The 23,532-nt window shown below is 60.6% G+C and carries 16 protein-coding genes; 7 read left to right on the forward strand and 9 right to left on the reverse strand.

Translation table 11 applies throughout. The features are described from left to right. Positions 1 to 9 precede the first annotated feature (9 nt). Both NXC24_RS20210 and NXC24_RS20215 read left to right on the forward strand, forming a co-directional pair. A complete protein-coding gene (locus tag NXC24_RS20210; RefSeq protein ID WP_104824909.1) occupies positions 10 to 4,800 on the forward strand; it encodes an NAD-glutamate dehydrogenase in 4,791 nt (1,596 codons plus the stop codon). Between the two features lie 49 nt (positions 4,801 to 4,849). After that, positions 4,850 to 6,238 (forward strand): MFS transporter, encoded by a 1,389-nt coding sequence (locus NXC24_RS20215; protein WP_104824910.1) that lies wholly within the window; start codon positions 4,850 to 4,852, stop codon positions 6,236 to 6,238. Between the two features lie 184 nt (positions 6,239 to 6,422). On the opposite strand, the gene purH is transcribed toward NXC24_RS20215, so the two are convergent. The 4 genes from purH to htpX all read right to left on the reverse strand — a co-directional run bounded on the left by purH (position 6,423) and on the right by htpX (position 12,301). Then, positions 6,423 to 8,039 carry a bifunctional phosphoribosylaminoimidazolecarboxamide formyltransferase/IMP cyclohydrolase gene (gene purH / locus NXC24_RS20220; RefSeq protein WP_104824911.1) on the reverse strand — a complete coding sequence of 539 codons (1,617 nt, stop codon included), beginning with the start codon at positions 8,037 to 8,039 and terminating at the stop codon, positions 6,423 to 6,425. 88 nt (positions 8,040 to 8,127) lie between these two features. Continuing rightward, the gene (locus tag NXC24_RS20225; RefSeq protein ID WP_104824912.1) at positions 8,128 to 9,774 is read right to left on the reverse strand and encodes a heparinase II/III family protein; all 1,647 of its coding nucleotides are present in this window, start codon (positions 9,772 to 9,774) and stop codon (positions 8,128 to 8,130) included. 149 nt (positions 9,775 to 9,923) lie between these two features. After that, positions 9,924 to 11,324: an RsmB/NOP family class I SAM-dependent RNA methyltransferase gene (locus tag NXC24_RS20230; RefSeq protein ID WP_199773590.1), complete on the reverse strand. Its 1,401-nt coding sequence runs from the start codon at positions 11,322 to 11,324 to the stop codon at positions 9,924 to 9,926. Continuing rightward, positions 11,315 to 12,301, reverse strand: a complete 987-nt coding sequence (htpX, locus tag NXC24_RS20235) for a zinc metalloprotease HtpX (protein WP_104824914.1) — start codon at positions 12,299 to 12,301, stop codon at positions 11,315 to 11,317. The genes NXC24_RS20230 and htpX overlap by 10 nt, the downstream gene beginning before the upstream one ends. Positions 12,302 to 12,409: 108 nt before the next feature. Here htpX and NXC24_RS20240 point away from each other — a divergent pair, with 108 nt between their 5' ends. Then, positions 12,410 to 12,628 (forward strand): DUF1674 domain-containing protein, encoded by a 219-nt coding sequence (locus NXC24_RS20240; RefSeq protein WP_104824915.1) that lies wholly within the window; start codon positions 12,410 to 12,412, stop codon positions 12,626 to 12,628. A gap of 531 nt (positions 12,629 to 13,159) precedes the next feature. Here the strand turns inward: NXC24_RS20240 and acs are convergent. Further along, positions 13,160 to 15,118 (reverse strand): acetate--CoA ligase, encoded by a 1,959-nt coding sequence (gene acs, locus NXC24_RS20245; RefSeq protein WP_104824916.1) that lies wholly within the window; start codon positions 15,116 to 15,118, stop codon positions 13,160 to 13,162. A gap of 222 nt (positions 15,119 to 15,340) precedes the next feature. Here acs and NXC24_RS20250 point away from each other — a divergent pair, with 222 nt between their 5' ends. Continuing rightward, a complete protein-coding gene (locus tag NXC24_RS20250; RefSeq protein WP_104824917.1) occupies positions 15,341 to 16,048 on the forward strand; it encodes a DUF1013 domain-containing protein in 708 nt (235 codons plus the stop codon). Positions 16,049 to 16,110: 62 nt separating this feature from the next. Here NXC24_RS20250 and NXC24_RS20255 read toward each other — a convergent pair whose 3' ends face one another. After that, a complete protein-coding gene (locus NXC24_RS20255) occupies positions 16,111 to 16,770 on the reverse strand; it encodes a YggS family pyridoxal phosphate-dependent enzyme (protein WP_104824918.1) in 660 nt (219 codons plus the stop codon). A gap of 201 nt (positions 16,771 to 16,971) precedes the next feature. Here NXC24_RS20255 and leuS point away from each other — a divergent pair, with 201 nt between their 5' ends. From leuS to holA, 3 genes are read left to right on the forward strand one after another with little or no spacing between them, the layout of a single operon-like run. Further along, positions 16,972 to 19,602: a leucine--tRNA ligase gene (leuS, locus tag NXC24_RS20260; RefSeq protein WP_104824919.1), complete on the forward strand. Its 2,631-nt coding sequence runs from the start codon at positions 16,972 to 16,974 to the stop codon at positions 19,600 to 19,602. Continuing rightward, a complete protein-coding gene (gene lptE, locus NXC24_RS20265) occupies positions 19,592 to 20,113 on the forward strand; it encodes an LPS assembly lipoprotein LptE (RefSeq protein WP_104824920.1) in 522 nt (173 codons plus the stop codon). The genes leuS and lptE overlap by 11 nt, the downstream gene beginning before the upstream one ends. 14 nt (positions 20,114 to 20,127) lie before the next feature. After that, positions 20,128 to 21,165 (forward strand): DNA polymerase III subunit delta, encoded by a 1,038-nt coding sequence (gene holA, locus NXC24_RS20270; protein WP_104824921.1) that lies wholly within the window; start codon positions 20,128 to 20,130, stop codon positions 21,163 to 21,165. Between the two features lie 15 nt (positions 21,166 to 21,180). Here holA and NXC24_RS20275 read toward each other — a convergent pair whose 3' ends face one another. From NXC24_RS20275 to rsmG, 3 genes are read right to left on the reverse strand one after another with little or no spacing between them, the layout of a single operon-like run. Then, a complete protein-coding gene (locus tag NXC24_RS20275) occupies positions 21,181 to 22,065 on the reverse strand; it encodes a ParB/RepB/Spo0J family partition protein (protein ID WP_104824922.1) in 885 nt (294 codons plus the stop codon). Positions 22,066 to 22,096: 31 nt separating this feature from the next. Beyond that, positions 22,097 to 22,891, reverse strand: coding sequence for a ParA family protein (locus NXC24_RS20280; RefSeq protein WP_104824923.1), 795 nt, complete (start codon positions 22,889 to 22,891; stop codon positions 22,097 to 22,099). 20 nt (positions 22,892 to 22,911) lie between these two features. Continuing rightward, positions 22,912 to 23,529 (reverse strand): 16S rRNA (guanine(527)-N(7))-methyltransferase RsmG, encoded by a 618-nt coding sequence (gene rsmG, locus NXC24_RS20285; protein ID WP_104824924.1) that lies wholly within the window; start codon positions 23,527 to 23,529, stop codon positions 22,912 to 22,914. Between the last annotated feature and the right edge of the window lie 3 nt (positions 23,530 to 23,532).

Raw genomic sequence — 23,532 nt, forward strand, 5'->3', positions numbered from 1 at the left:
AGGAATTTCATGGCACCCAGGACCAATCCGAAACGGGAAAAACAGATCGAAGCGGCCCGCAAGATCGCCGCTGCAACCGGCGAGGCGCATCTCGATCCGGAAATCCTGTTCGGCCGGGCGAGCAATGACGATTTGGAGCGCTACAGCCCGGAAATGCTTGCCCTTGCCGCTGTGCATGCGGCTGGGGAACTGGCAGCCTGGAACGGCGATTCTCCCCGCGTCACCATCGAACAGGTCGCCAATATCGACCCCGAAGGCGTGCCGGTTTCGATCCTCTCGATCACCGATCATAACATGCCGTTCCTCTACGAATCGGCCATGGGCGAGGTGACCAGCAGCTACCGCGATCTTTTCATGGCGGTGCATCCGATCCTCGTCATCAAAGACGGCAAGCAGCCGACGCTTTACTCTGCCGATCATCCGAGCGATCCCGCCGATCGTGTCAGCCATATTCAACTACATCTGTCACCGCTGACCGCGGCGCAGGCGGCGGACCTGATCAAGCGCGTGCAAATCGTGCTCGATCAGACGCATTTGACCGTTTCCGACTGGAAGCCAATGCTGACGCGGCTCGATACAGTGATAACGGAGCTTTCCACTTATGAGACCGCCGCCCGCCGCAAGGCGGATCGTGATGAGGCGCTGGCCTTTCTCGCTTGGCTGCGCGACGGCAATTTCACCTTCCTCGGCATGCGCGAATATGTCTATTCCGGCAAGGGCGCCAGCGCCAAGGTGGAGCGCGACCGTGGCGCCGGCCTCGGCATCCTCTCCAATCCCGACGTCCTCGTCCTGCGCCAGGGAAAAGACGCCGTCACCACCACGCCGGAAATCCTGGCCTTCCTCGACGGGCCGGATTTCCTGATCGTCACCAAAGCCAATGTGAAGTCGGTCGTTCACCGTCGTGCCTATATGGATTATGTTGGCGTCAAGCGTTTCGATGCCGACGGCAATGTCACCGGCGAACTGCGCATCGTCGGCCTCTATACGTCCACAGCGTACACCAGCGCCGCCGGCGAGGTGCCGTTGCTGCGGTCCAAGGTGCAGAAGGTCAAGGACCATTTCGGCTTCGACCCGGCCAGCCATTCCGGGCGCATGCTGGACAATACGCTGGAATCCTATCCGCGCGACGATCTCTTCCAGATCGACACGACGCTGCTCGCAAGCTTTGCCGAACAGATCAACGACCTTGCCGACCGCCCGCGCGTGCGCGCGCTGCCGCGCATCGACCATTTCGACCGCTTCGTCTCGGTGATCGTCTATGTTCCGCGCGAGGAATATGATTCCGTCGTCCGCGAGAGGATCGGCAATTACCTGAAGACCGTCTATGACGGTCGCGTTTCCGCCTACTATCCGGCCTTCCCGGAAGGCGGCGTCGCGCGCGTGCATTTCATCATCGGCCGCAGCGGCGGCAAGACCCCGCATGTTCCGCAGGCGAAGCTTGAAGCGGCGATCCGCGCCATCACCGCCCGCTGGGACGACCGCTTCGAAATGCTGGCCGGACCCAAGGCCCCGCATATCTCCGTCAGCCAGGCCTTCCAGGAGGCCTTTTCGCCGGAGGACGCCGTTGCCGACCTGCCCGATATCACCGCCACCGCTGGCCCCGATCAGATCCGAATCGCCTTCTACATCCGCAAGGAGGAAGCGGGCGATATCCTGTCGTTGAAGATCTTCCACGCCGAAGACAATCTGGCGCTGTCGCGCCGCGTGCCGCTGCTCGAAAATCTCGGCTTCAATGTCCTCAGCGAGCGGACCTTCGACATTTACGTCACCGGCAAGAACGGCGCGAACGGCCGTGTCGTTCTCCACGATATGGAACTCGAAGCCCGCGGCGGCGTGACGATCGATCTCGCGCGCCACGGCGCGGCGCTGGAGGAAGCCTTCCTCGCAGCCTTCGGCGGCACGATCGATAACGATGCTTTCAACCGGCTGATCATCTCCGCCGGTCTTTCGGCTCGCGAAACCAACGTCCTGCGCGCCTATGCCCGCTATCTTCGCCAGGCTGGTATCGCCTATTCGCAGGATTATATCGCCGCGACGCTGGACAAATATCCGCGCATCGCAGCCTCGATCTTCCGCCTGTTCCACGACACGCTCGCCCCCAAGCTCAACGACAAGAACCGCACGAAAAAACTCAGCGAATTGCATGCGACGATCGAGACCGAACTCGCCGATGTTCCAAGCCTCGACGACGACCGGATTCTCCGCCGCTATGTCAACGCCGTCGATGCGACGCTACGCACCAACTATTTCCAGAAAAACCCGGACGGCACACCGAAAGCCATGCTTGCCTTCAAGCTCGATCCGAAACTCCTGGATGGCCTGCCGGAGCCGCGGCCTTTCCGCGAGATCTTCGTCTATGGCGTCGAGGTAGAGGGCGTGCACCTGCGCTTCGGCAAGGTCGCTCGCGGCGGCTTGCGCTGGTCGGATCGCGCCGAAGACTACCGCACCGAGGTTCTGGGCCTTGTGAAGGCGCAGCAGGTTAAAAATGCCGTCATCGTGCCCGTCGGCGCCAAGGGCGGCTTCTATCCGAAGAAACTCCCGGTCGGCGGCAGCCGCGACGAGATCTTCAATGCCGGCCGCGAGGCCTACAAGACCTATATCCGCACCCTGCTGTCGATCACCGACAATATCTCCGGCGCCGATATCATTGCGCCACCGGACACGGTGCGGCAGGATGGAGACGACCCCTATTTCGTCGTCGCCGCCGACAAGGGCACCGCGACGTTCTCCGACACTGCCAATGCCCTGGCGCAGGAAGCCGGCTTCTGGCTCGACGACGCCTTCGCCTCGGGCGGCTCGGCCGGCTATGACCACAAGAAGATGGGTATCACGGCCCGCGGCGCCTGGGAGACCGTCAAGCGGCATTTCCGCGAAATGGACATCGATATCCAGACGACGCCCTTCACTGTCGCCGGCGTCGGCGACATGTCGGGCGACGTCTTCGGCAACGGCATGCTGCTGTCGCCGAAAATCCGCCTTCTCGCCGCCTTCGATCACCGCGACATCTTTATCGATCCCGATCCGGACATGAAAAAGACGCTCGCCGAGCGGCAGCGGCTTTTCAATCTCGCCCGCTCGAGCTGGCAGGATTTCGACAAGAGCGTCCTGTCGAAGGGCGCAATGATCATCTCACGTTCGGCAAAATCGGTGACGCTGACTCATGAGGCCGCTGCCACTATCGGCATCGACAAGACCGTGGCGACACCCTTCGAGATCATGACGGCGATCCTGAAGAGCCCGGTGGACCTGCTCTGGTTCGGCGGTATCGGCACCTATGTGAAGGCACCGGCCGAAACGGATTCGGAAGTCGGCGACCGTGCCAACGATCCGATCCGTATCACCGCGGAAGAGGTTCGTGCCAGAGTGATCGGCGAAGGCGCCAATCTCGGCGTTACCCAGAAGGGCCGCATCGCCTATGGCCTCAAGGGCGGGCGCTGCAATTCCGACGCCATCGACAATTCGGCAGGCGTCAATACCTCCGACGTCGAGGTCAATATCAAGATCGCCCTGGCATCCGCCATGTTCGACGGCCGCCTGACACGCGCCAAACGCGATACGCTGTTGGCCTCGATGACCGACGAGGTGGCGGCGCTGGTGCTGCGCAACAACTATCTGCAGTCTCTGGCGATTTCCCTGACGGAACGCAAAGGCACCAGCAACGGTCTGGAACTCAGCCGTTTCATGAGCGTGCTGGAGGGGGCGAAGCAGCTCAACCGCAAGGTTGAGACGCTGCCCGACGACCAGACCTTTGCCGAACGCTACGCCAATGGCCGGCCCCTCAGCCGCGCCGAGATCGGTGTCCTGCTCTCCTACGCCAAGATCGTCCTGTTCGATGCCCTGGCGGCGAGCGACCTACCGGACGATCCCTATTTTGCCGCGACGCTCAGCCAATATTTCCCGGTAAAAATGCAGCGCTCGCATGCCGCCGATATCGCCGGCCATCGTCTGCGCCGCGAAATCATCGCGACGGTACTGGCAAACGAAGCGATCAACCGCGGCGGACCGGGCTTTGCCGTCAGCATGATGGATGCGACGGCCGCGTCTGCCGCCGAAGTGGTCAAGGCTGCCGTGCTCGCCCGCGACGGCTTCGATCTCGATCGCCTCTGGAACGAGACCGATGCGCTGGATGGTAAGGTCGGCGGCCAGACGCAGAACCGCGTCTATGGCGAAATCACCGAAGTCTATACGGTGCTGACCCGCCTGTTGCTGAAAACCGGAGCGGCGAAGGGCGATATCGAGGAAACCGTTAGCCGGCTTCAGGCGGCATTGAAAAAGCTGAGACCGGTCTTCCTCAGCCAGATCCCGGCGGATTTCGCCGCCGAGATCGCGACCCGCCAGGCGGATTATCAGGCCGCCGGTCTGCCTGAAAAGCTCGCTTCCGAGATCGCGACGATCTACGCGCTCGTCCTCGTGCCGGAAATCATGCAGATCGCCGAACGGACAGGCGATACGCTCAACCGCGCCGCCGAAAGCTACTTCACGGTGTCGCAGACCTTCCGGGTCGGCCGTCTGCTGCTCGCCGGCAGCCGGATCATCACCGGCGATCACTATGAAAGCCTGGCGCTGGCCCGCAGCCTCGACCAGATCGCTGGGGCCCGCCGTGATATCGTCATCTCGGCGCTCAGCAATCATCCGAAGGACAAGCAGCCGATCCTTGCATGGCACGCCGAAGACCGCATCCGCATCAACCGCATTGCCGAAGAGCTTGCGGGCCTCAGCGAAAGCGGCGATCCGAACCTTGCCCGGATCACCGTCGCCGCCGGCCTCCTGACCGACCTTGCGCACGATCGGGCGAGATGAGACAGTCCGCCCCGCGTGATAGACGCACTATCGAATCAGGGGCAGGAATTTGGTGGCCACAGAGATAAGGGACGACGCGCCGGCGAAAGTGCCGGCGCGGGGCATCTGGGGATGGATGTTCTTCGACTGGGCGGCGCAGCCGTTCTTCACCGTCGTCACCACCTTCATCTTCGGTCCTTATTTCGTCGCGCGCCTGACGGCGGATCCGGTGGCCGCGCAGGCAATGTGGAGCAATATGGCGACGATCTCCTCGGTGATCATCGCCGTCTTGTCGCCGGTGCTCGGTTCGATCGCCGATCAGTCCGGCGCCCGTAAACCCTGGATCGCCTTCTTTGCCGTCATCAAGATCGCCAGCCTGTTCTGCCTTTGGGGTGCGGCACCCGGTTCGCCGGTGATCTACCCCGTCATCTTCATGATCCTTGCCTCGATCTCGGCAGAGTTTTCAATCGTCTTCAACGATTCGATGATGCCGCGGCTCGTCAGCAAGGACGATATCGGCCGGTTGTCGAATGCCGCCTGGGGACTCGGCTATCTCGGCGGCATGATCGTGCTTATCGCCGTGGTGGCGCTTTTGGCCGGCAACCCGCAAACTGGCAAGACCATCCTCGGCCTGACACCGCTCTTCGGCCTGGACGCCAGTCTCGGCGAAGATGCGCGCATCACCGGACCGATTTCCGCCGTCTGGTATTTTCTCTTCATTCTGCCGATGTTTTTCTTCACGCCGGATGCCGCCCGCGGTCTGCCGCTCGGTACGGCGGTTCGCTCCGGCCTGCATGAGCTGAGAATGACACTCGGCGAACTGAAACGCCGCCGGGGCATCAGTCTTTTCCTCATTGCCCGCATGGTCTACCAGGACGGCGTTAACGGCCTGCTGATCCTCGGCGGCACCTTCGCCGCGGGAATGTTTGGCTGGGCGACCATCGAGATCGGCATCTACGGCATCATCCTCAACGTCGTCGCTATTTTCGGCTGCTTTATCGCCGGCTATGTCGATCGCTGGCTGGGTTCGAAGATAACCGTCGTCATCAGCCTGACCATGCTGCTCCTCGCGGCCCTCGGCATCATCTCCACCGGACCGGGTTTTACGCTTTTCGGCCTCGTGCCGCTCTCGACCGCCGATTCTGGCGGCCTGTTCGGCACAGCGGCGGAGAAGGCCTATATTGCCTATGGCCTGCTCGTCGGCCTCGCCTTCGGCCCGGTCCAGGCCTCCTCGCGCTCCTATCTCGCCCGCAGTGTCAGCCTCGCCGAAGCAGGCCGCTATTTCGGCATCTACGCACTCTCCGGCCGCGCCACCAGCTTCATGGCGACACTGTTTTTCTCGCTGATGACCTATTGGAGCGGCTCCGCCCGCCTCGGCATGGCGACCTTGATCATCTTCCTTGCAGGCGGATTGCTGCTCCTGCTGCCGACGCCCTATCCGGCCGATAAGGCGAAGTGAGATATCCCTCCATTTAATTAGGGATATACCAGCAAGCGAGAGGATCAGCCCTCATGGTGAGGCGCGGAGGCCTGAAAGGCCGAAGCCTCGAACCACAAGGGCGGGTGGTTGCTTATGGGCCACCCTCGTCCTTCGATAAGCTCAGGATGAGGGTGGACGAAACGACGACGAAGCGAGCTATGGCTCAATGCCGGAAATGACGTACGCCCGTGAAGACCATCGCAACACCATGCTCGTCGGCGGCATCGATGACTTCCTGGTCCCGCATCGAACCGCCCGGCTGGATGACCGCCGTCGCGCCGGCGGCAATCGCCGACAGCAGGCCGTCGGCAAACGGCAGGAAGGCTTCGGAGGCCACGGCAGAGCCGCGCGTCAGCGGCTCGGCGAGCCCCATGGCCTTGGCGGCCTCTTCGGCCTTGATCGCGGCGATGCGGGCCGAATCGACGCGGCTCATCTGGCCGGCGCCGATACCGGCCGTCTGGCCGTCCTTGGCGTAAACAACGGCGTTCGACTTCACATGCTTGGCGACGCGGAAGGCAAACTTCATGTCTTCCAGCTCCTGTGCCGTCGGTGCACGCTTGGTGACGACCTTCAGCTCCATATCTTCGACCAGCGCATTGTCGCGGTTCTGGACGAGCAAACCGCCAGAGACGGTTTTGGCAGTCAGGCCGGCCGCACGCGGATCGGGCAGGGCGCCGACCGACAGCAGGCGAAGGTTCGGCTTGCGGGCGATGATCGCCTTGGCTTCCTCGCTGACCTCTGGCGCGATGATGACCTCGGTAAAGAGCTTGACGATCTCCTCGGCGGTTTCCGCATCGAGCAGGCTGTTCAGCGCAATGATGCCGCCGAAGGCCGAAACGGAATCGCAAGCCAGCGCCCGCTTATAGGCCTCAACCAGGGTAGGGCCGGTGGCAACACCGCACGGGTTGGCATGCTTGATGATCGCGCATGCCGGACCCTTTTCCGGCAGGAACTCGGCAACAAGTTCGTAGGCCGCATCGGTATCGTTGATGTTGTTGTAGGAAAGCTGCTTGCCCTGGATCAGTGTCGCGGTCGAGACACCAGGACGGTTTTCACCGGTGACGTAGAAAGCCGCCTTCTGATGCGGGTTTTCGCCATAGCGCATCTCCTCGCGCAAGACGCCGCCGATGACGCGATGGCGCGGCGTCGCGATATCCAGAGCCTCGGCGAACCAGTTGGAGATCATCGCATCATAGGCCGCGGTGCGGGCGAAAGCCTTGGCGGCCATGCGCTGGCGGAAGGCATAGGCGGTCTGGCCGGCATCGGCCGAAAGCTGCTCTAGCAGCTCCGGATAGTCGGCCGGATCGGTCAGAATCGTGACATAGGCATGGTTCTTGGCCGAAGCGCGGATCATCGCAGGGCCGCCAATGTCGATATTCTCGACCGTCGTCGGATAATCGCCCCCGGCCTTGCGGACATCTTCGAAGGGGTAGAGATTGATGACGACCAGGTCGATACCCTCGATGCCATGCTCCTTCATCGCCGCCTGATGTTCGGCGTCATCGCGAATAGCGAGCAGGCCGCCATGCACCTTCGGATGCAGCGTCTTGACGCGGCCATCCATGATTTCGGGAAACTCCGTCACTTCGGATACATCGGTCACGGCAAGACCCGCCGCCGCAATGGCCTTGTGCGTGCCGCCGGTCGACAGCAGCCGCACGCCCTTTTCGCTGAGCGCACGCGCCAGCTCGACGATGCCGGTCTTGTCGGAGACGGACAGAAGCGCGGTCTTCACCTTCACTTTGTCGGGGGCGGGGATTTTTTTGGAAACGACGGCCATGGCTTTCTCCAATCGAGCGTGAGGAGATGTCCGGCAAAACGGCGCGGGACAATATGCCCGCCCCGTTAACACAGCTTAAGCACTTAGCCTATGGCCGATGGGATAAAAACCAGCGGATTTCCGGCTTTTCGGTGATCGGGAAAACGATCTCGAGCTGGTCGGAGGAGCGCATGCCGGAAGCGTCGGCAAAAAAGATATCCTCAGTCACCAGCACCTCATTGCCCGGCGAGGAGAACACCCAGGTCTCGCCATCCGGCGCGATCAACAGCGCGGCGTCGGTCTCGGTCTGCAATAGGCTGATGGAGGGATGAACATGAAAGCGGGCGGAGGCAAGACCGTCGCTCTTCAGTAGCGATTTCTTGCCCTCCGGCACAAAAAAACGGTCGCGGCCGGCAAGAATGGTGCCGGCGGCATTGAGGCTCACCTCGCGCTCATGGGCATAACCGAAGGTCGAGAGATAGCCGTCATGCACCGCCCGGACATAGTCGCGGCCATCTTCGGTCTCCGCGCGCTCAACAATGACCTTCTTGACGCCGCCGACCATCACAGGCCCGAGCGCTTTGGACCTCGAAAACAGGCTCGACGAAGTGTCATCGAGCGTCACGGTCGAATGCGCCGCGGTGGCGCGCGCCGCCTGGACGTAGCGGTCGCCGGCAAAATTCGGCGAGCCGGAATTGACGATGAAGCGGGATTTGCCCGAAGACATTTCGAAGGACAGGCAGCCGGCATGCGCCGTGCGGCTGAGGTCGGCGGAAGCGGGCGCCCCGGTATCGATGATGACCACGGCCTGTCCGGCCGCCAGCCGATGGTATTTGGTATGCGGCAGCGCCTTGAACACCTGGCCGGCGGTTTCGTCATAACGCAGGACGGACATCAGCTCGTTGGCCAGCGTCGACGTCGCGCCATTGAACAGCGCGAGATCGCCATCCTGATGCCGGAAGAAGCGCAAGGCCGGATACATGCGGTCGATGCCAGGAATCAGACGCGCCGGCGCGTCGTGGCCAAGATTGACGTAGGTCTGGCGCAGCGGCAGCAAGTCGAGCAGCAGTTCCAGCGCCACGCGGGGATTACGCGAGATATGCCCACCGTCGGGGAGAATCTGCCGGTCGATTTCGCGATCGAGCGCCTGGCCGGCACGCTTCAGTGTCGAGCTGCCGTTCGGCATGGCAACCGAGGACATGGCGAGCGCGATCCGCACCCGGAACCGCGTCTCGCCGTCACGCGTCGTTGCCGCCACACGGCGGAGATAGCAGACGTGGAAAACCAGCATGCGCATGAAACGGCGATAAAAGCCGCCATCCGTGCCCTGCAGGACCACGGGCGAATGCGACAACCAGGCGATCAGCCGCTGTGCCGCAATATCGGGCGACCAGGCTATCCCATGCAGCCGACGGCCATGCACGGCCATCCAGTCATTGAGGATGGCGCGCGCCAGCGCCGAAGCCTGATCGCTTTTTTCCGCCCGCAAATGCCGCAGCCAGCGGAAGCTATGCAGGCGGGCCGCAAAGGCCTGCGACGGCAGCTCCAGCGCGAAGGGAGATTTCCCCTCCGTTTCCAGCACCCGGCCTGCCAACAGGATACGGCCGTTCAAAAGCTCTTCGACAAAAAACGGATCGATGCTGCGCAGGTCCGTCGGAGCCACGATCAATCGTTCCGGCACACGCATCGTGTGGCGGGTGAGACGCAATCGCGTCAGTGCCGCGCGGCGCGACATTCGCCGCCATGCTTCCCGCATGTGTAAACTCACCGAACCCTGCCGGAAAACTGCATATTTGCTTATGCTTACTCTCTATATCGGTGGTTAAGAAGAGGTTAGGAATATGCCAAATAAGGACATTGTGCCCGATTTTTGAACAAGTCGAGCGTAACCCCTCGGAGCCGCTACTATCGCGTGCGGCGCAGCACCACTGCGAAGAACCCATCCAGTCCGGATGCGAAACCGCCGGAAAGCGGCAGCATGTCGGGCGTGGTGCGGAAAGCACCGAGAGGCGAGATTGCGGCCTCGAGACCCGGCCAATCCTCAGGCTTGATCGGCACGCGCTCGACCGTCTCCGTCTCGGCCAGAACGCGCGCGACAAGATCCTCGCCCTCTTCCGGATCAAGCGAACAGTTGGAGAAGACCACGAGCCCGCCAGGCTTGACCAGGGTCAAAGCATGGCGAAGCAAACGCTCCTGCAGGCCGGCAAGCTTGGCGATGTCCTCCGGACCCTTGGTCCACAGCACATCGGGATGGCGACGCGTCGTGCCCGTTGACGAGCAGGGAGCATCGAGAAGGGCCGCGTCGAAAAGATCGTCGGGTTGGAACTTTGCCATGTCGGCGGCGATGGTTTCCGCCTCCATCCCAAGTCTTGCCAGATTGGCGGAGAGCCGCTTGAGGCGATTGGCGGATTGGTCGAGCGCGGTCACCTTGCCGCCGGCGAGAATGAGCTGCGCGGTTTTGCCGCCCGGCGCGGCGCAGAGATCCACCACCTTACGGCCAGAAAGCGAACCGAACAATTTTGCCGGAATGCTGGCGGCGGCATCCTGGACCCACCATTCGCCGTCCGAAAACCCATCGAGCGAAGGAATGGAGCCTTCGAAAGCGGCAAGCCGCACGCCGCCGGTCGGCAAGACGACGCCATTCAAGCGTTTCGCCCAGCCCTCGGCATCGGATTTCACCGTAACGTCAATCGCCGCCGGCTCCAGTTGCGTATCGGAAATCCTTGCCGCAGCCTCCGTGCCATAGGCAGCCTCGAGACGCGCCAGGAACCAGGCCGGCATGGCTGGCACATTGGCAACCCGGCTCAGAATCTCTTGCTTCTCCCGCCCTATCCGCCTGAGAATCGCGTTGACCAGCTTGGCGAAGCGGCGGTTGCGCGGGTCTTGGTTGGCCTGCTCGACGGCAATATCGACCGCGGAATGATCCGGCACGTCGAGATAGAGCATCTGTGCCGCACCCACCACCAGGACATGATGCAGGGCGCGGGCGCCCTCCGGCAGTGGTGAGTCCAGCAGGGAAGCGATCGCCGCCTCGATGCGCGGCAAATGCCTAAGCGCCGAATTCAGAATGGCGCGCACCAGCGCCCGGTCGCTCTCGCCAAGCGCTCTATAGGCAGGATTGCCGCCTTCGGCATCCAGCATGCCGTCGAGCGGCGTCTTGCGATCGATGACCGCCGCCAGAATCTTCGTCGCAGCGGCGCGCGCCGCAAATCCTGGCTTGGCGGGAGCCGAATCACGCGGCGGGCGATTGCCCGATTGCCTTCCGTCTTTGTTGAAAGGCTTCTTATTGTTGGAATTCAAGACCAGGGTCCCTTCGGCGGTTGCGAACCACCGCGACCCGTATTCGGTACGGAGCGCGATTTGCGCACCGGATTATCAGTCAAGATCGGTCCCGTCGAGCCAAAGCCGGCCTGCATGTCGGCAGCAGGGCCGCCGTCACCGCCGTAGCGCGCCATCTCGTGAAGTGCGGCGATCCGGTTTTCCGTATCCGGGTGCGTGGAGAACAGATTGTCCATGCGCGCGCCCGAAAGCGGATTGATGATGAACATATGCGCCGTCGCCGGATGCCCTTCGGCCTCTTCATTGGGGATATGCTCCGCCCCGCGGGCGATCTTGCCGAGCGCCGAGGCGAGCCAGAGAGGATTGCCGCAGATTTCAGCGCCGCGACGGTCCGCCGAATATTCACGCGTACGGCTGATCGCCATCTGCACCAGCATGGCGGCGAGAGGGGCGACGATCATCGCCACCAGCACGCCGACGACACCGAGGGGATTGTTATTGTCGCGGCGCCCGCCAAAGAAGAAGGCGAAATTGCCGAGCATGGAGATGGCGCCGGCGAGCGTCGCCGTGATCGTCATCGTGAGCGTGTCGCGGTTTTGCACATGCGCCAGCTCATGCGCCATGACACCAGCCACTTCCTCCGGTGTCAGCGCATTGAGCAGGCCCGTCGATGCCGCGACAGCAGCATTTTCGGGATTGCGGCCGGTGGCAAACGCGTTCGGTTGCGGGCTGTCATAGAGATAGACCTTCGGCATCGGCAGGCCTGCATTCCGGGCAAGGTCGCGGATGATGCGATAGAATTCCGGCGCGCTGCGCTCGTCTACCTCCTGTGCGTGATAGGTGGAAAGCACCATGCGATCGGAATTCCAATAGGAAAAGAAATTCATCCCCGCCGCGACGACAAGCGCGATCATCATGCCGGCTTGACCACCGATCAAATAGCCGACGCCCATGAAAAGGGCGGTCATGAAGGCAAGCAACATGGCAGTGCGCATGAGGTTCATCTGATGTCTCCATCACATCGTCAGTCCGAACCTTTCTCTTTGCGGCCGGACGCTCTATGATTTGGCTATTCACCCGCCTATTTCAACGGTTCCAGGCCGCATCACGCCATGCAGATTGCAGATAACGATAATAAAAATGACATCGACGCCGGCACGGCGCCTCACAAACCGCTCTCGCCAGCCGCCAAACGGGCGCTCGCGGAAGCGGAGGAGCGCCGCAAGGCCCAGGCGCAACCCGATCTCCCCCCCGAAACCGGCGGCCGCGGCGGCGCCGAGCCCTCGCGCTTCGGCGATTGGGAGATCAATGGGCGTGCGATCGATTTTTGAGCCGATACATATTTCGGCAAACTCAATGAGAATCACTTAAATTGGAATCTCTGATTTGAAGGGAGATGCCAATGCCGAAACCTTCGAGCTGGAATAACTCTGTTTGGCCGAAGGCCGCTAAACCGTTTAAGCCGAAGAATTCATCACAAGCGGAATCGAATAAACTGTTAGCCCTATCAGCTTTAGGAGCGGGCGTTTCACTTAGTCTGACTTACGATGGGTTTCCCCGCACAGTTGAGGTTCATACTGTAGGAGTAACTACTGCTGGCCGCCCCGCTATGTGCGTCTACCAAGTAGACGGTCAAAGTAGCACGCCTCCTATACCTGATTGGCGACTCTTTTGTTTTGACGAATGTTTTGACGTAGCTCTTACCACCATTAAGGCGAATTCACCGCGCGCCGGCTACAAAAGGGGCTCAAAGCAATTTCGCAGGATTGACGCCGAAATTTAGATTCCGGCGCCAAAAAAATTCTGCTTCGTTCCGTCGATTGAAGTGAATTATCACTCGGTCATGTGTGGCGGCTTTTTGATCAAGCCGCATCCGCCCTGTTCTGCCGGTTGGCGATCAGATCATCGACAACAGCGGGATCGGCCAGCGTTGAGGTATCGCCGAGTGCGCCGAAATCGTCTTCGGCGATCTTGCGCAGGATGCGGCGCATGATCTTGCCGGAGCGGGTTTTCGGCAGGCCCGGGGCGAACTGGATCTTGTCGGGCGAGGCGATCGGGCCGATTTGGGCACGAACATGTTTGACGAGCTCCTGGCGCAACGCATCCGAACCCTCCTGACCCGCCATCAGCGTCACGTAGCAATAGATGCCCTGACCCTTGATCGCATGCGGATAGCCGACAACGGCGGCCTCCGAGACATGCTGGTGCGAGACGAGGGCCGATTCGACCTCGGCCGTGCCGAGGCGGTGACCGGAGACGTTCAGCACGTCGTCGACGCGGCCGGTGATCCAATAATAGCCGTCCTCGTCGCGCCGGCAGCCGTCGCCGGTGAAATATTTGCCCTTGTAGGTGGAGAAATAGGTCTGGATGAAGCGTTCGTGATCGCCGTAGACCGTGCGCATCTGGCCGGGCCAGCTATCGGCGATGACGAGATTGCCGTCGGCCGCCCCTTCCAGCAGATTGCCCTCATTGTCCACCAATTGCGGCTGGACGCCGAAGAACGGGGTCGTCGCCGAACCCGGCTTCAGGTCGGTCGCACCCGGCAATGGCGTGATCATGTGGCCGCCGGTCTCCGTCTGCCACCAGGTATCGACGATCGGGCAGCGGCCATCGCCGACGACGTTATAGTACCATTCCCAGACTTCCGGATTGATCGGCTCGCCGACCGTGCCGAGCAGGCGCAGGCTGGAGCGCGACGAGCGCTTGACGAACTGATCGCCGGCACCCATCAGCGAGCGGATCGCCGTCGGCGCCGTATAGAAGATATTGACCTTGTGCTTGTCGATGACCTCCCAGAAGCGGCCCTGATCCGGGAAATTCGGCACGCCTTCGAACATCAGCGAGGTCGCGCCGTTCGCCAGCGGCCCGTAGACGATATAGGAATGGCCGGTCACCCAGCCGACATCGGCCGTGCACCAGTAGATGTCGCCGGGATGATAATCGAAGACATATTCATGCGTCATCGCCGCATAGACAAGATAGCCGCCCGTCGTGTGCAGCACGCCCTTCGGCTTGCCGGTCGAACCCGACGTATAGAGGATGAACAGCGGGTCTTCCGCCTTCATCTTCGCCGGCGGGCAGTCCGGTTTCACCTTGGCGACCTCCTCGTGATACCAGAGATCGCGACCCGGCGCCCAACCGGTCTTGCCGCCGGTGCGGCGCACGACCAGCACCTTTTCCACGGTGACATAGTGCCGGCCGGCAATGTGGATCGCCGTATCGGTATTGTCCTTGAGCGGCACCGGCTTGCCACCGCGCAGGCCCTCGTCGCAGGTAATGACGAAGGTCGACTGGCAATCGATGATGCGGCCGGCCAGCGCCTCCGGGGAGAAACCACCGAAGACGACGGAGTGCACGGCGCCAATACGGGCGCAGGCAAGCATCGCATAGGCGGCCTCGGGGATCATCGGCACGTAGATGGTGACGCGATCGCCCTTCTTGACGCCCTGCTTCTTCAGGACATTCGCCAGCCGGCAGACATGCTCGTAGAGCTCGTTATAGGTGATCTTCTTGTCGATATAGGGATTGTCGCCCTCCCAGATGAAGGCCACGTCATCGCCGTGCTTCTTCAGGTGGCGGTCGATGCAATTGTAAGAGACGTTGGTCAGTCCGTCTTCGAACCATTTGATTGAGACCTTGCCCGTGAAAGACGTGTTCTTGACCTTGGTGTAGGGCTTGAACCAGTCGATGCGTTCGCCGTGCTTGCCCCAGAACCTGTCGGGATCCTCGACGCTTTGCTTGTACCATTTCTGATATTTCGCCGCGTCGATCAAAGCGCGCGCTTGAACCGGCTTCGTCACCGGATGAATCTTTTCCGACATCATTTCCTCCTCAACCTTGGCACCCTCTATCGAGACTATGGGTGCTCATTCCGTGCCATCAATAGCAGCTCAAGTTACGACAGCAATTAGACAAAGCGCATTTCATCGGCAAAGAATTGCAATTCTGCAACGCTGCGGTTATATAGGGCCATATTTCCCGGACAATGTGGTGTTACACCCCGGACCGCGACACCGGCGCGGACTGACAGAAGGACTATATCCATGGCTCAACAATTGCTCATGCCGAAGGCAACAGCCATCTGGCTTGTCGACAATACGGCCTTGTCGTTCGACCAGATTGCACAGTTCTGCAAGCTGCATCCGCTCGAAGTCAAGGCTATCGCCGATGGCGAAGCGGCACAGGGCATCAAGGGCCTCGACCCAATCGCCACCGGCCAGCTCTCGCGCGACGAAATTGCCCGCGCCGAAGCCAATCCGAACCACAAGCTGAAAATTTCCGAACCGAAGGTTCGCGTGCCGGAATCCAAGCGTCGTGGCCCGCGCTACACGCCGGTTTCCAAGCGCCAGGATCGCCCGAACGCCATTCTCTGGCTGGTGCGCAACCATCCGGAACTGAAGGACGCACAGATTTCCCGCCTCGTCGGAACCACCAAGTCGACCATCGAGCAGATCCGTGACCGCACGCACTGGAACTCGACGAACTTGACGCCGATGGATCCGGTAACGCTCGGCCTCTGCAGCCAGATCGACCTCGACATGGAAGTCGAAAAGGCCGCCAAGGGCCGTCCGCTGCCGACAGCCGCCGAACTCGGCGCGACGCTGCAGCCGGCGCAGGAAACCGAGAAGCTCGGCTTCAGCTATGATCGCGATGAAGAGAAGGAAAAGGAAATCGACGCCGACGCCGTCTTCGCCAAGTTGAAGTCGCTGAAGTCCACCACGCCGGACGATGACGACGACGACCGTTATTGAGACGCGATCAGCTCTCTAGCGAGTTCGAAGCCCCGGTTTTCACCGGGGCTTTCTTTTGGGCCTCACCGAGCTCCGAAAATCGCCGACCCAATGCGAACGCTCGTAGCGCCGAAAGCCACGGCAATCTCATAGTCGCTCGACATGCCCATGGAGAGTTTCTCGACCCCGCTCTTCTTGGCTAGCTTGGCGAGCAACGCGAAATGCGGCCCAGGATTCTCATCCGCTGGCGGTATGCACATCAGTCCCTCGATCGAAAGTCCAAGCTCCTTCCGGCAGAAATCGACGAAGGCGGTCGTATCGTCCGGCGCAATCCCGGCCTTTTGCGGCTCCAGCCCGGTATTGACCTGCACATAAAGCCTCAGCACCTTGCCCTGCCGTTTCATTTCATCGGCGAGGGCGCGGGCGATCTTTTCGCGATCCACCGTTTCGATGACGTCGAACAAGGCCACGGCATCCGCCGCCTTGTTCGATTGCAGCGGCCCGATCAGATGCAGCTCGATCTCGGGCGTTTCCGCCTTGAGCAGCGGCCACTTGCCTTGGCTTTCCTGCACACGGTTTTCCCCGAACACCCGCTGGCCGGCCGAAATGGCAGGGCGAATCGCTTCGGCATCGAAGGTCTTGGAAACGGCGACGAGCTGCACGGCACCCGCCGGTCGACCGGCTTGATGCTCCGCTGCAGCGATATGGGCACGAACCGCGTTCAACCGCTCTTGAAGTTCCATCTTTTCACCTCGATATTGACGCCTGTTCCTTGAGACTTTGCAGTAATGAGGCAGGCGGCCTTTGCCAAGGGCCGATGCCACAGAATCCGGCTTTGCTTTGCAAGATAAAGCACTTGCCGCACCCGCTAAACTTGACGCTTGGTTGGTTTCGTGATGAAGGTCACGGCCAACTCCCCATGATTTTCTGGAATACAAGATCAGATGGCTACCGAACGTTATAATCCGCGCGATGCCGAGCCTCGCTGGCAGCAGAAATGGAACGAGGAAAAGGTCTTCCTCACTGACAACGCCGATCCGCGCGAGAAATATTACGTCCTCGAGATGTTCCCCTATCCGTCGGGCCGCATCCATATGGGCCATGTGCGCAACTATGCCATGGGTGACGTCGTCGCCCGCTACAAGCGCGCCCGTGGCTACAACGTCTTGCATCCGATGGGCTGGGACGCCTTCGGCATGCCGGCGGAAAACGCCGCCCGCGACAACAAAGTGCATCCGAAGGAATGGACCTACCAGAACATCGCCTCGATGAAGGCGCAGTTGAAGGCCATGGGCCTGTCGCTGGACTGGAGCCGCGAATTCGCCACCTGCGACGTCGACTATTACCATCGCCAGCAGATGCTCTTCATCGACATGATGGAGAAGGGCCTGGTTTACCGCAAGAAGTCCAAGGTCAACTGGGACCCGGTCGACAACACAGTGCTCGCCAACGAGCAGGTCATCGACGGCCGCGGCTGGCGCTCCGGCGCGCTGGTCGAACAGCGCGAGCTGACGCAATGGTTCTTCAAGATCACCGAATTCAGCCAGGACCTGCTGGACGCGCTGGATACGCTCGACCATTGGCCGGAAAAAGTGCGGCTGATGCAGAAGAACTGGATCGGCCGTTCCGAAGGCCTGACGATTCGTTGGGAAATCGTGCTAGAAACCTCGCCCAACTCTGAACGCGAAATTACCGTCTATACCACGCGTCCGGACACCTTGTTCGGCGCCTCATTCCTGGCGATTTCGGCCGACCACCCGCTGGCGAAGGAAGCGGCAGCGGTGAATCCGGCTATCGATGCCTTCTGCGAAGAATGCCGCCGCGCCGGCACCTCGCTTGCCGCATTGGAAACCACCGAGAAGAAGGGCATGGACATGGGTATCCGCGTCCGCCATCCGCTCGACCCGTCCTGGGAGCTGCCGGTCTATATCGCCAATTTCGTGCTGATGGATTATGGCACCGGCGCCATCTTCGGCTGCCCCTCCGGTGACCAGCGCGACCTGGATTTCGCCCGTAAATACGGCCTGCCGGTCGTGCCCGTCGTCATGCCGAGGGATGGTGACGCCGCAAGCTTCAGCATCGACGATGTCGCCTATGATGGCGACGGCGTCATGATCAATTCGCGCTTCCTCGACGGCATGAGCATTGAAGAAGCTTTTGAGACGGTGGCGACGAAATTGTCGGCGACAAGCCTCGGCAATGCGCCGCAGGCCGAGCGCAAGGTGAATTTCCGCCTGCGCGACTGGGGCATCTCGCGCCAGCGCTATTGGGGCTGCCCGATCCCGGTCATCCATTGCGAGGATTGCGGCGTCCTGCCAGTGCCGAAGCAGGATCTGCCGGTGAAGCTGCCGGACGATGTCACCTTCGACCAGCCGGGCAATCCGCTCGACCGCCATCCGACATGGCGGCATGTCGCCTGCCCGCAGTGCGGCAAGGATGCCCGCCGGGAAACCGACACCATGGATACCTTCGTCGATTCTAGCTGGTACTACACTCGCTTCACGGCACCTTGGGAAAATGAGCCCACCGACAAAGCGGCCGCTGATCGCTGGCTGCCCGTCGATCAATATATTGGCGGCATCGAGCATGCGATCCTGCATCTGCTCTATTCCCGCTTCTTCACCCGCGCCATGCGCGAAACCGGTCATGTCGCGGCCAAGGAACCTTTCAAGGGCCTGTTCACCCAGGGTATGGTCGTTCACGAGACCTATAGCCGTGGCAATGGCCTGACGCGCGAATGGGTATCGCCAGCCGACATCCGCATCGAGGAAACCGACGGTCAGCGCCGCGCGACATTGCTGTCGAGCGGCGAAGAGATAACCATCGGCGCAATCGAGAAAATGTCGAAATCGAAGAAGAACGTCGTCGACCCCGACGATATCATCGCCTCCTACGGCGCCGATACGGCTCGTTTCTTCGTGCTGTCCGATTCGCCGCCCGACCGTGACGTTATCTGGTCGGAAGCGGGTGTCGAGGGCGCGCATCGTTTCACGCAGCGCATGTGGCGCTTGGTGTCGGAGGCCGCTGACGCGCTGAAGACCGTCAGCGCGACTCCGGCTAAAGAAGGCAGCGCGCTGGCGATCTCACAGGTCGCCCATCGCACGCTGAAAGCGGTTCAGGGCGATTATGATAAGCTCGCCTTCAACAAGGCCGTCGCGCGCATCTATGAATTCGTCAACACATTGGCTGCTCCGCTGGCCAAGGTCGCCGCTGGCGACACGGATGCCAGCTATCGTTCCGCCGTTCGTGAAGCGGTCGAGATTCTCATCGCATTGGTCGCACCGATCACGCCGCATCTGGCCGAGGAATGCTCGACAGCGCTCGGCAATGCGCATCTGGTCGCCGTGAGCGCTTGGCCGCGCTACGACGAAGTGCTCGTCGTCGAGAATGAGATCGTGTATCCGGTGCAGATTAACGGCAAAAAGCGCGCCGAATTGACAATTGCGCGCGATGCAGATCAGAATGCCGTGCAAGAGGCTGTACTCGCCCTGGATGCCGTCGCAAGCGCATTGAATGGTCAGGCGCCAAAGAAGATCATCGTCGTTCCACAGAGGATCGTGAACATTGTCGTCTGATAGTCTTTTCAAGCTCGCTCGCGCTGCAGGCGTTGCGTCTCTGGTTGCCGTTGCCAGTCTTTTGTCCTCATGCCAGGTCAAGCCGCTTTACGCGGAGAGTACCGGCGTGACGCAGAAGCTCGCGGACGTTGCCTTTTCCGACGCCGGTTCGCGCGTCGGTCAGCAGGTTCGCAATCAATTGATCTTCATCGCCGGCCGCGGCGCCGGCGAAACGAAGACCCCGAAATATACGGTCGATCTGAGCGTTAGCTCCGGCACGGGCGGCGTTCTCTACCTGCCGTCCTCCGATACGTCGGCCGCAGGCCGCACGACGGTGACGGCATCGTTCACCCTCAAGGATGCCAGCGATGGCAAGGTTCTGAAATCCGGTAGCCGCTCAGTCACGTCGCTGGTGGACTTCCCAACTCAGGAATTCGCCAAGGCACGCGCCATCCGCGATTCTGAAGACCGCGCAGCCCGCGAAGTTGCCGAGCTGGTAGGCGCCGACATCGCTGCGGCGCTTAGCCGTTAATATGAGCGCGCGGCATGGCGGAAATCAAATCCCACGAGTTTGACGGATTTCTCCAAAACGCCGCGCGCAGCTACCGCCTCTTTGTCATCTACGGCCCTGACCGCGGCCTTGTCTCCGAGCGGGCAGGGCAGATCGCCGGCAAGACCGGCGTTGATCTGAACGACCCTTTTTCCCTGATCAAGCTCGATGTGAGCGATCTCCAAAACGATGCCGGCCGCCTGCTCGATGAGGTCAATGCTATCGGCCTTTTCGGCGGTGAAAAGCTGGTGTGGATCCGCGGTGCCGCCAACGAAAAGGCTCTCGTCGATTCGCTGCAGATTATTGCCAATAATCCGCCGGATGCCAGTTTTGTCATTGTCGAGGGCGGTGATCTGAAGAAGGGCTCCAGCCTTCGCAAGGTGGCAGAGACTTCCAAAGCTGTCGCAACTATTCCGTGCTATACCGACGACATTCGCGCGCTGAACAGCCTCATCGATGTGGAGCTGGCCAACGAAAATCTGCGCATCACACCGGCGGCGCGTCAAATCCTGTTAGAGTTTCTCGGCGGCGATCGCATCGCTTCGCGCAACGAAGTCCGTAAACTGGCGCTTTATTGCCGCGGGCAGGGGACAATTGAAGAGGATCACGTCACCGATATCATCGGCGATGCCAGCGCCATTTCGGCAGATGACGCGGTGGATGCCATTCTCAAAGGCGATTCCGAAGCTTTTCTGCATGCCATGCAAAAAATCGCGTCTTCCAAAACACCGATGTTTCTCGTGCTTCAGGGTTGTCTGAGACAATTTCAGTTGCTGGACATGATGCGGACGGAAATGGACGAAAAGCGCGTGCCGCCGGCACAGGTCATGCAGACACTCGGCCGGCACCTGCACTTCCGCCGTAAGCCGATCATCGAACAGGCCCTCAAGAGCTGGACGGCGCCGGCAATCGCGCGGGAAATGAACAGATTGCAGGCCGCCATTCTTCAAACGCGGCAACGCGCCAGTCTGGAAGACACAATCGCCACCCAGACGCTGCTGGCAACCACGCTGCAATCGGCCCGCAAGGGCTGACTGACGCGAAACCGCTCAACGCCGCTCCAGCAGCCGGCAAATCTCTTCGAGCTGCTCCAGGGTCTTGTAGGAGATCTTCACCTGACCGCCGCTGCCACGATGATTGATCGCGACGTCCAGCCCCAGCGTGTCGGATAATGTTCTTTCCAACGCCAGCGTATCGGAATCCTTCTCGTCCTTGCGAGCGCTTACGGGGCGGGGATCGTTCTGAGCCTTGATATCGTTCTGCGCCAGCCGCTCGGCATCACGCACCGACATTCCCTTGGAAACAATCGTCCGAGCAAGTGCTGCCGGATCGGAAGTCGAAACCAGCGCGCGTGCATGGCCGGCCGATAGACTACCGCCGGCGAGCATGTCGCGAACCGGTTCCGGCAGCTTCAGCAGGCGCAGCGAATTGGCGACATGACTGCGGCTTTTGCCAATGATCTCGCCAAGGTCATTCTGCGTATAGCCATGTTCGGCTATCAACTGCTCGTAGCCCAGCGCTTCTTCCAAAGGATTGAGATCGGCGCGCTGAACATTTTCAACGATGGCGATTTCCAGAGCGGTTTTGTCATCAACATCGCGCACGATAACGGGAATTTCGATCAGGCCGGCCAGTTGCGCCGCGCGCCAGCGTCTTTCTCCGGCTATGATTTCATAGCGATCGACCGAGACCGTACGCACGACCACGGGCTGAACGATGCCGTGCTGTCGGATTGAGCTGGCAAGATCGTGCAGCTCGGTTTCGTCGAAATAGCGACGCGGATTCTTTGGGTTGCGGCTGATGAATTCGATTGGCACCATGCGATCCGGATTGACGCCCGGCTTGCCGGCGTCCACCGGCGTCGGCTGATCCATCTCTCCGATGAGAGCGGCCAAGCCGCGGCCGAGACGCCGTTTCGAAACATCATCATTCATCGCAATTACTCACTTCAGAACAAACAATAGATCAGGCGGCTGCCTTACGCTGCCGCTCCCGCTGGATCACTTCCGACGCCAGTTGCAGATAGGCTTGACTGCCGGCGCATTTTAGATCGTAAAGGATCGCCGGCTTGCCATAAGAGGGCGCTTCAGATACGCGAACATTGCGCGGTATCAACGTATGGTAGACCTTCTCGCCCAAATGCGTGCGCACATCATTGACGACCTGCTGCGCAAGATTGTTGCGGGAATCAAACATGGTTAAGACAATACCCTGAATATCGAGCAGGGGATTGACGGTGCGGCGCACCTGATCGACGGTTTCCAGCAACTGGCTGAGACCTTCCAGCGCAAAGAATTCGCACTGCAGCGGCACCAGAACCGAATGGGCGGCCGCCATGGCGTTCATGGTCAGCAGGTTGAACGAGGGCGGGCAATCGACCAGGATGTAGGAAAAAGCGGTAGCCGCGCCATTCAGCGCGCGGCGCAGCCGGAAGACACGATCGGACTGTTGAGCGATTTCCATCTCAATCCCAAGCAAATCCATCGTCGAGGGAATGATGTAGAGATTGGGGACAGCCGTTTCCTGAACCGTATCAAGAATCGTATGGGTCCCGACCAGGAGATCATAGGACGACAGTTTTCGATCCCGCCGTTCGATGCCCAGGCCGGTGCTGGCGTTGCCTTGCGGATCGAGGTCGACGATCAAGACCCGCTCGCCGATAGCGGCTAGGGCCGTGGCTAAGTTGATCGCAGTGGTTGTCTTGCCGACGCCACCCTTTTGATTTGCGATAGTAATAATCCGGTTTCGCTCGCCGATCATTGCCGCATATCCAATTATGGTTAAATTCGACGTCGAGGGCGATTTAACTCCAAAATAACAGAATCTCGCTCGACCACACTGTTGTGTTTTACCAGATCGAATTCCCACCGACCACGGGCTTTCTCGACTTCACGCTCGTAATCCCGGCCTTTATGCAGCAGCAAACGGATATTTTCGTTGCGTTCCGCCCAAGGCGCTGCGTAGTCCAGCAACACATCCAGCTCGGCCAGCGCTCTTGCCGAGATCACCTCGCAGTGACGAATGACCTTCGGCGCTTCCTCGATACGGATGGCGTGGACGGCGCCGAGAGCCTCGCATTCCCTGAGGCAAACCCGCAGAAACGCAGCCTTTTTCTGATTGCTCTCCACCAGATCGACATGTCCATCGGCCTGTTCCGCCAGTAGAATGGCGGTAATGATGCCGGGAAAACCGCCGCCGCTACCGAGGTCAACCCATCGGGCTGGTTTCGGATGAAGTTGAAAGATCTGTGCGCTATCGGCAATATGTCTTTGCCAGAGATCGTTGATCGTCGAGGGCGCCACCAGATTAATGGTCTTCGCCCACTTCTGAAACAGCTCAGCAAAATGCTGCAAGCGTCCCTGTGTTTCACGTGAAACACGCACACCGTTTAATTCCATGGC

It is taken from the genome of Rhizobium sp. NXC24 (assembly GCF_002944315.1).
Taxonomy (GTDB): domain Bacteria; phylum Pseudomonadota; class Alphaproteobacteria; order Rhizobiales; family Rhizobiaceae; genus Rhizobium.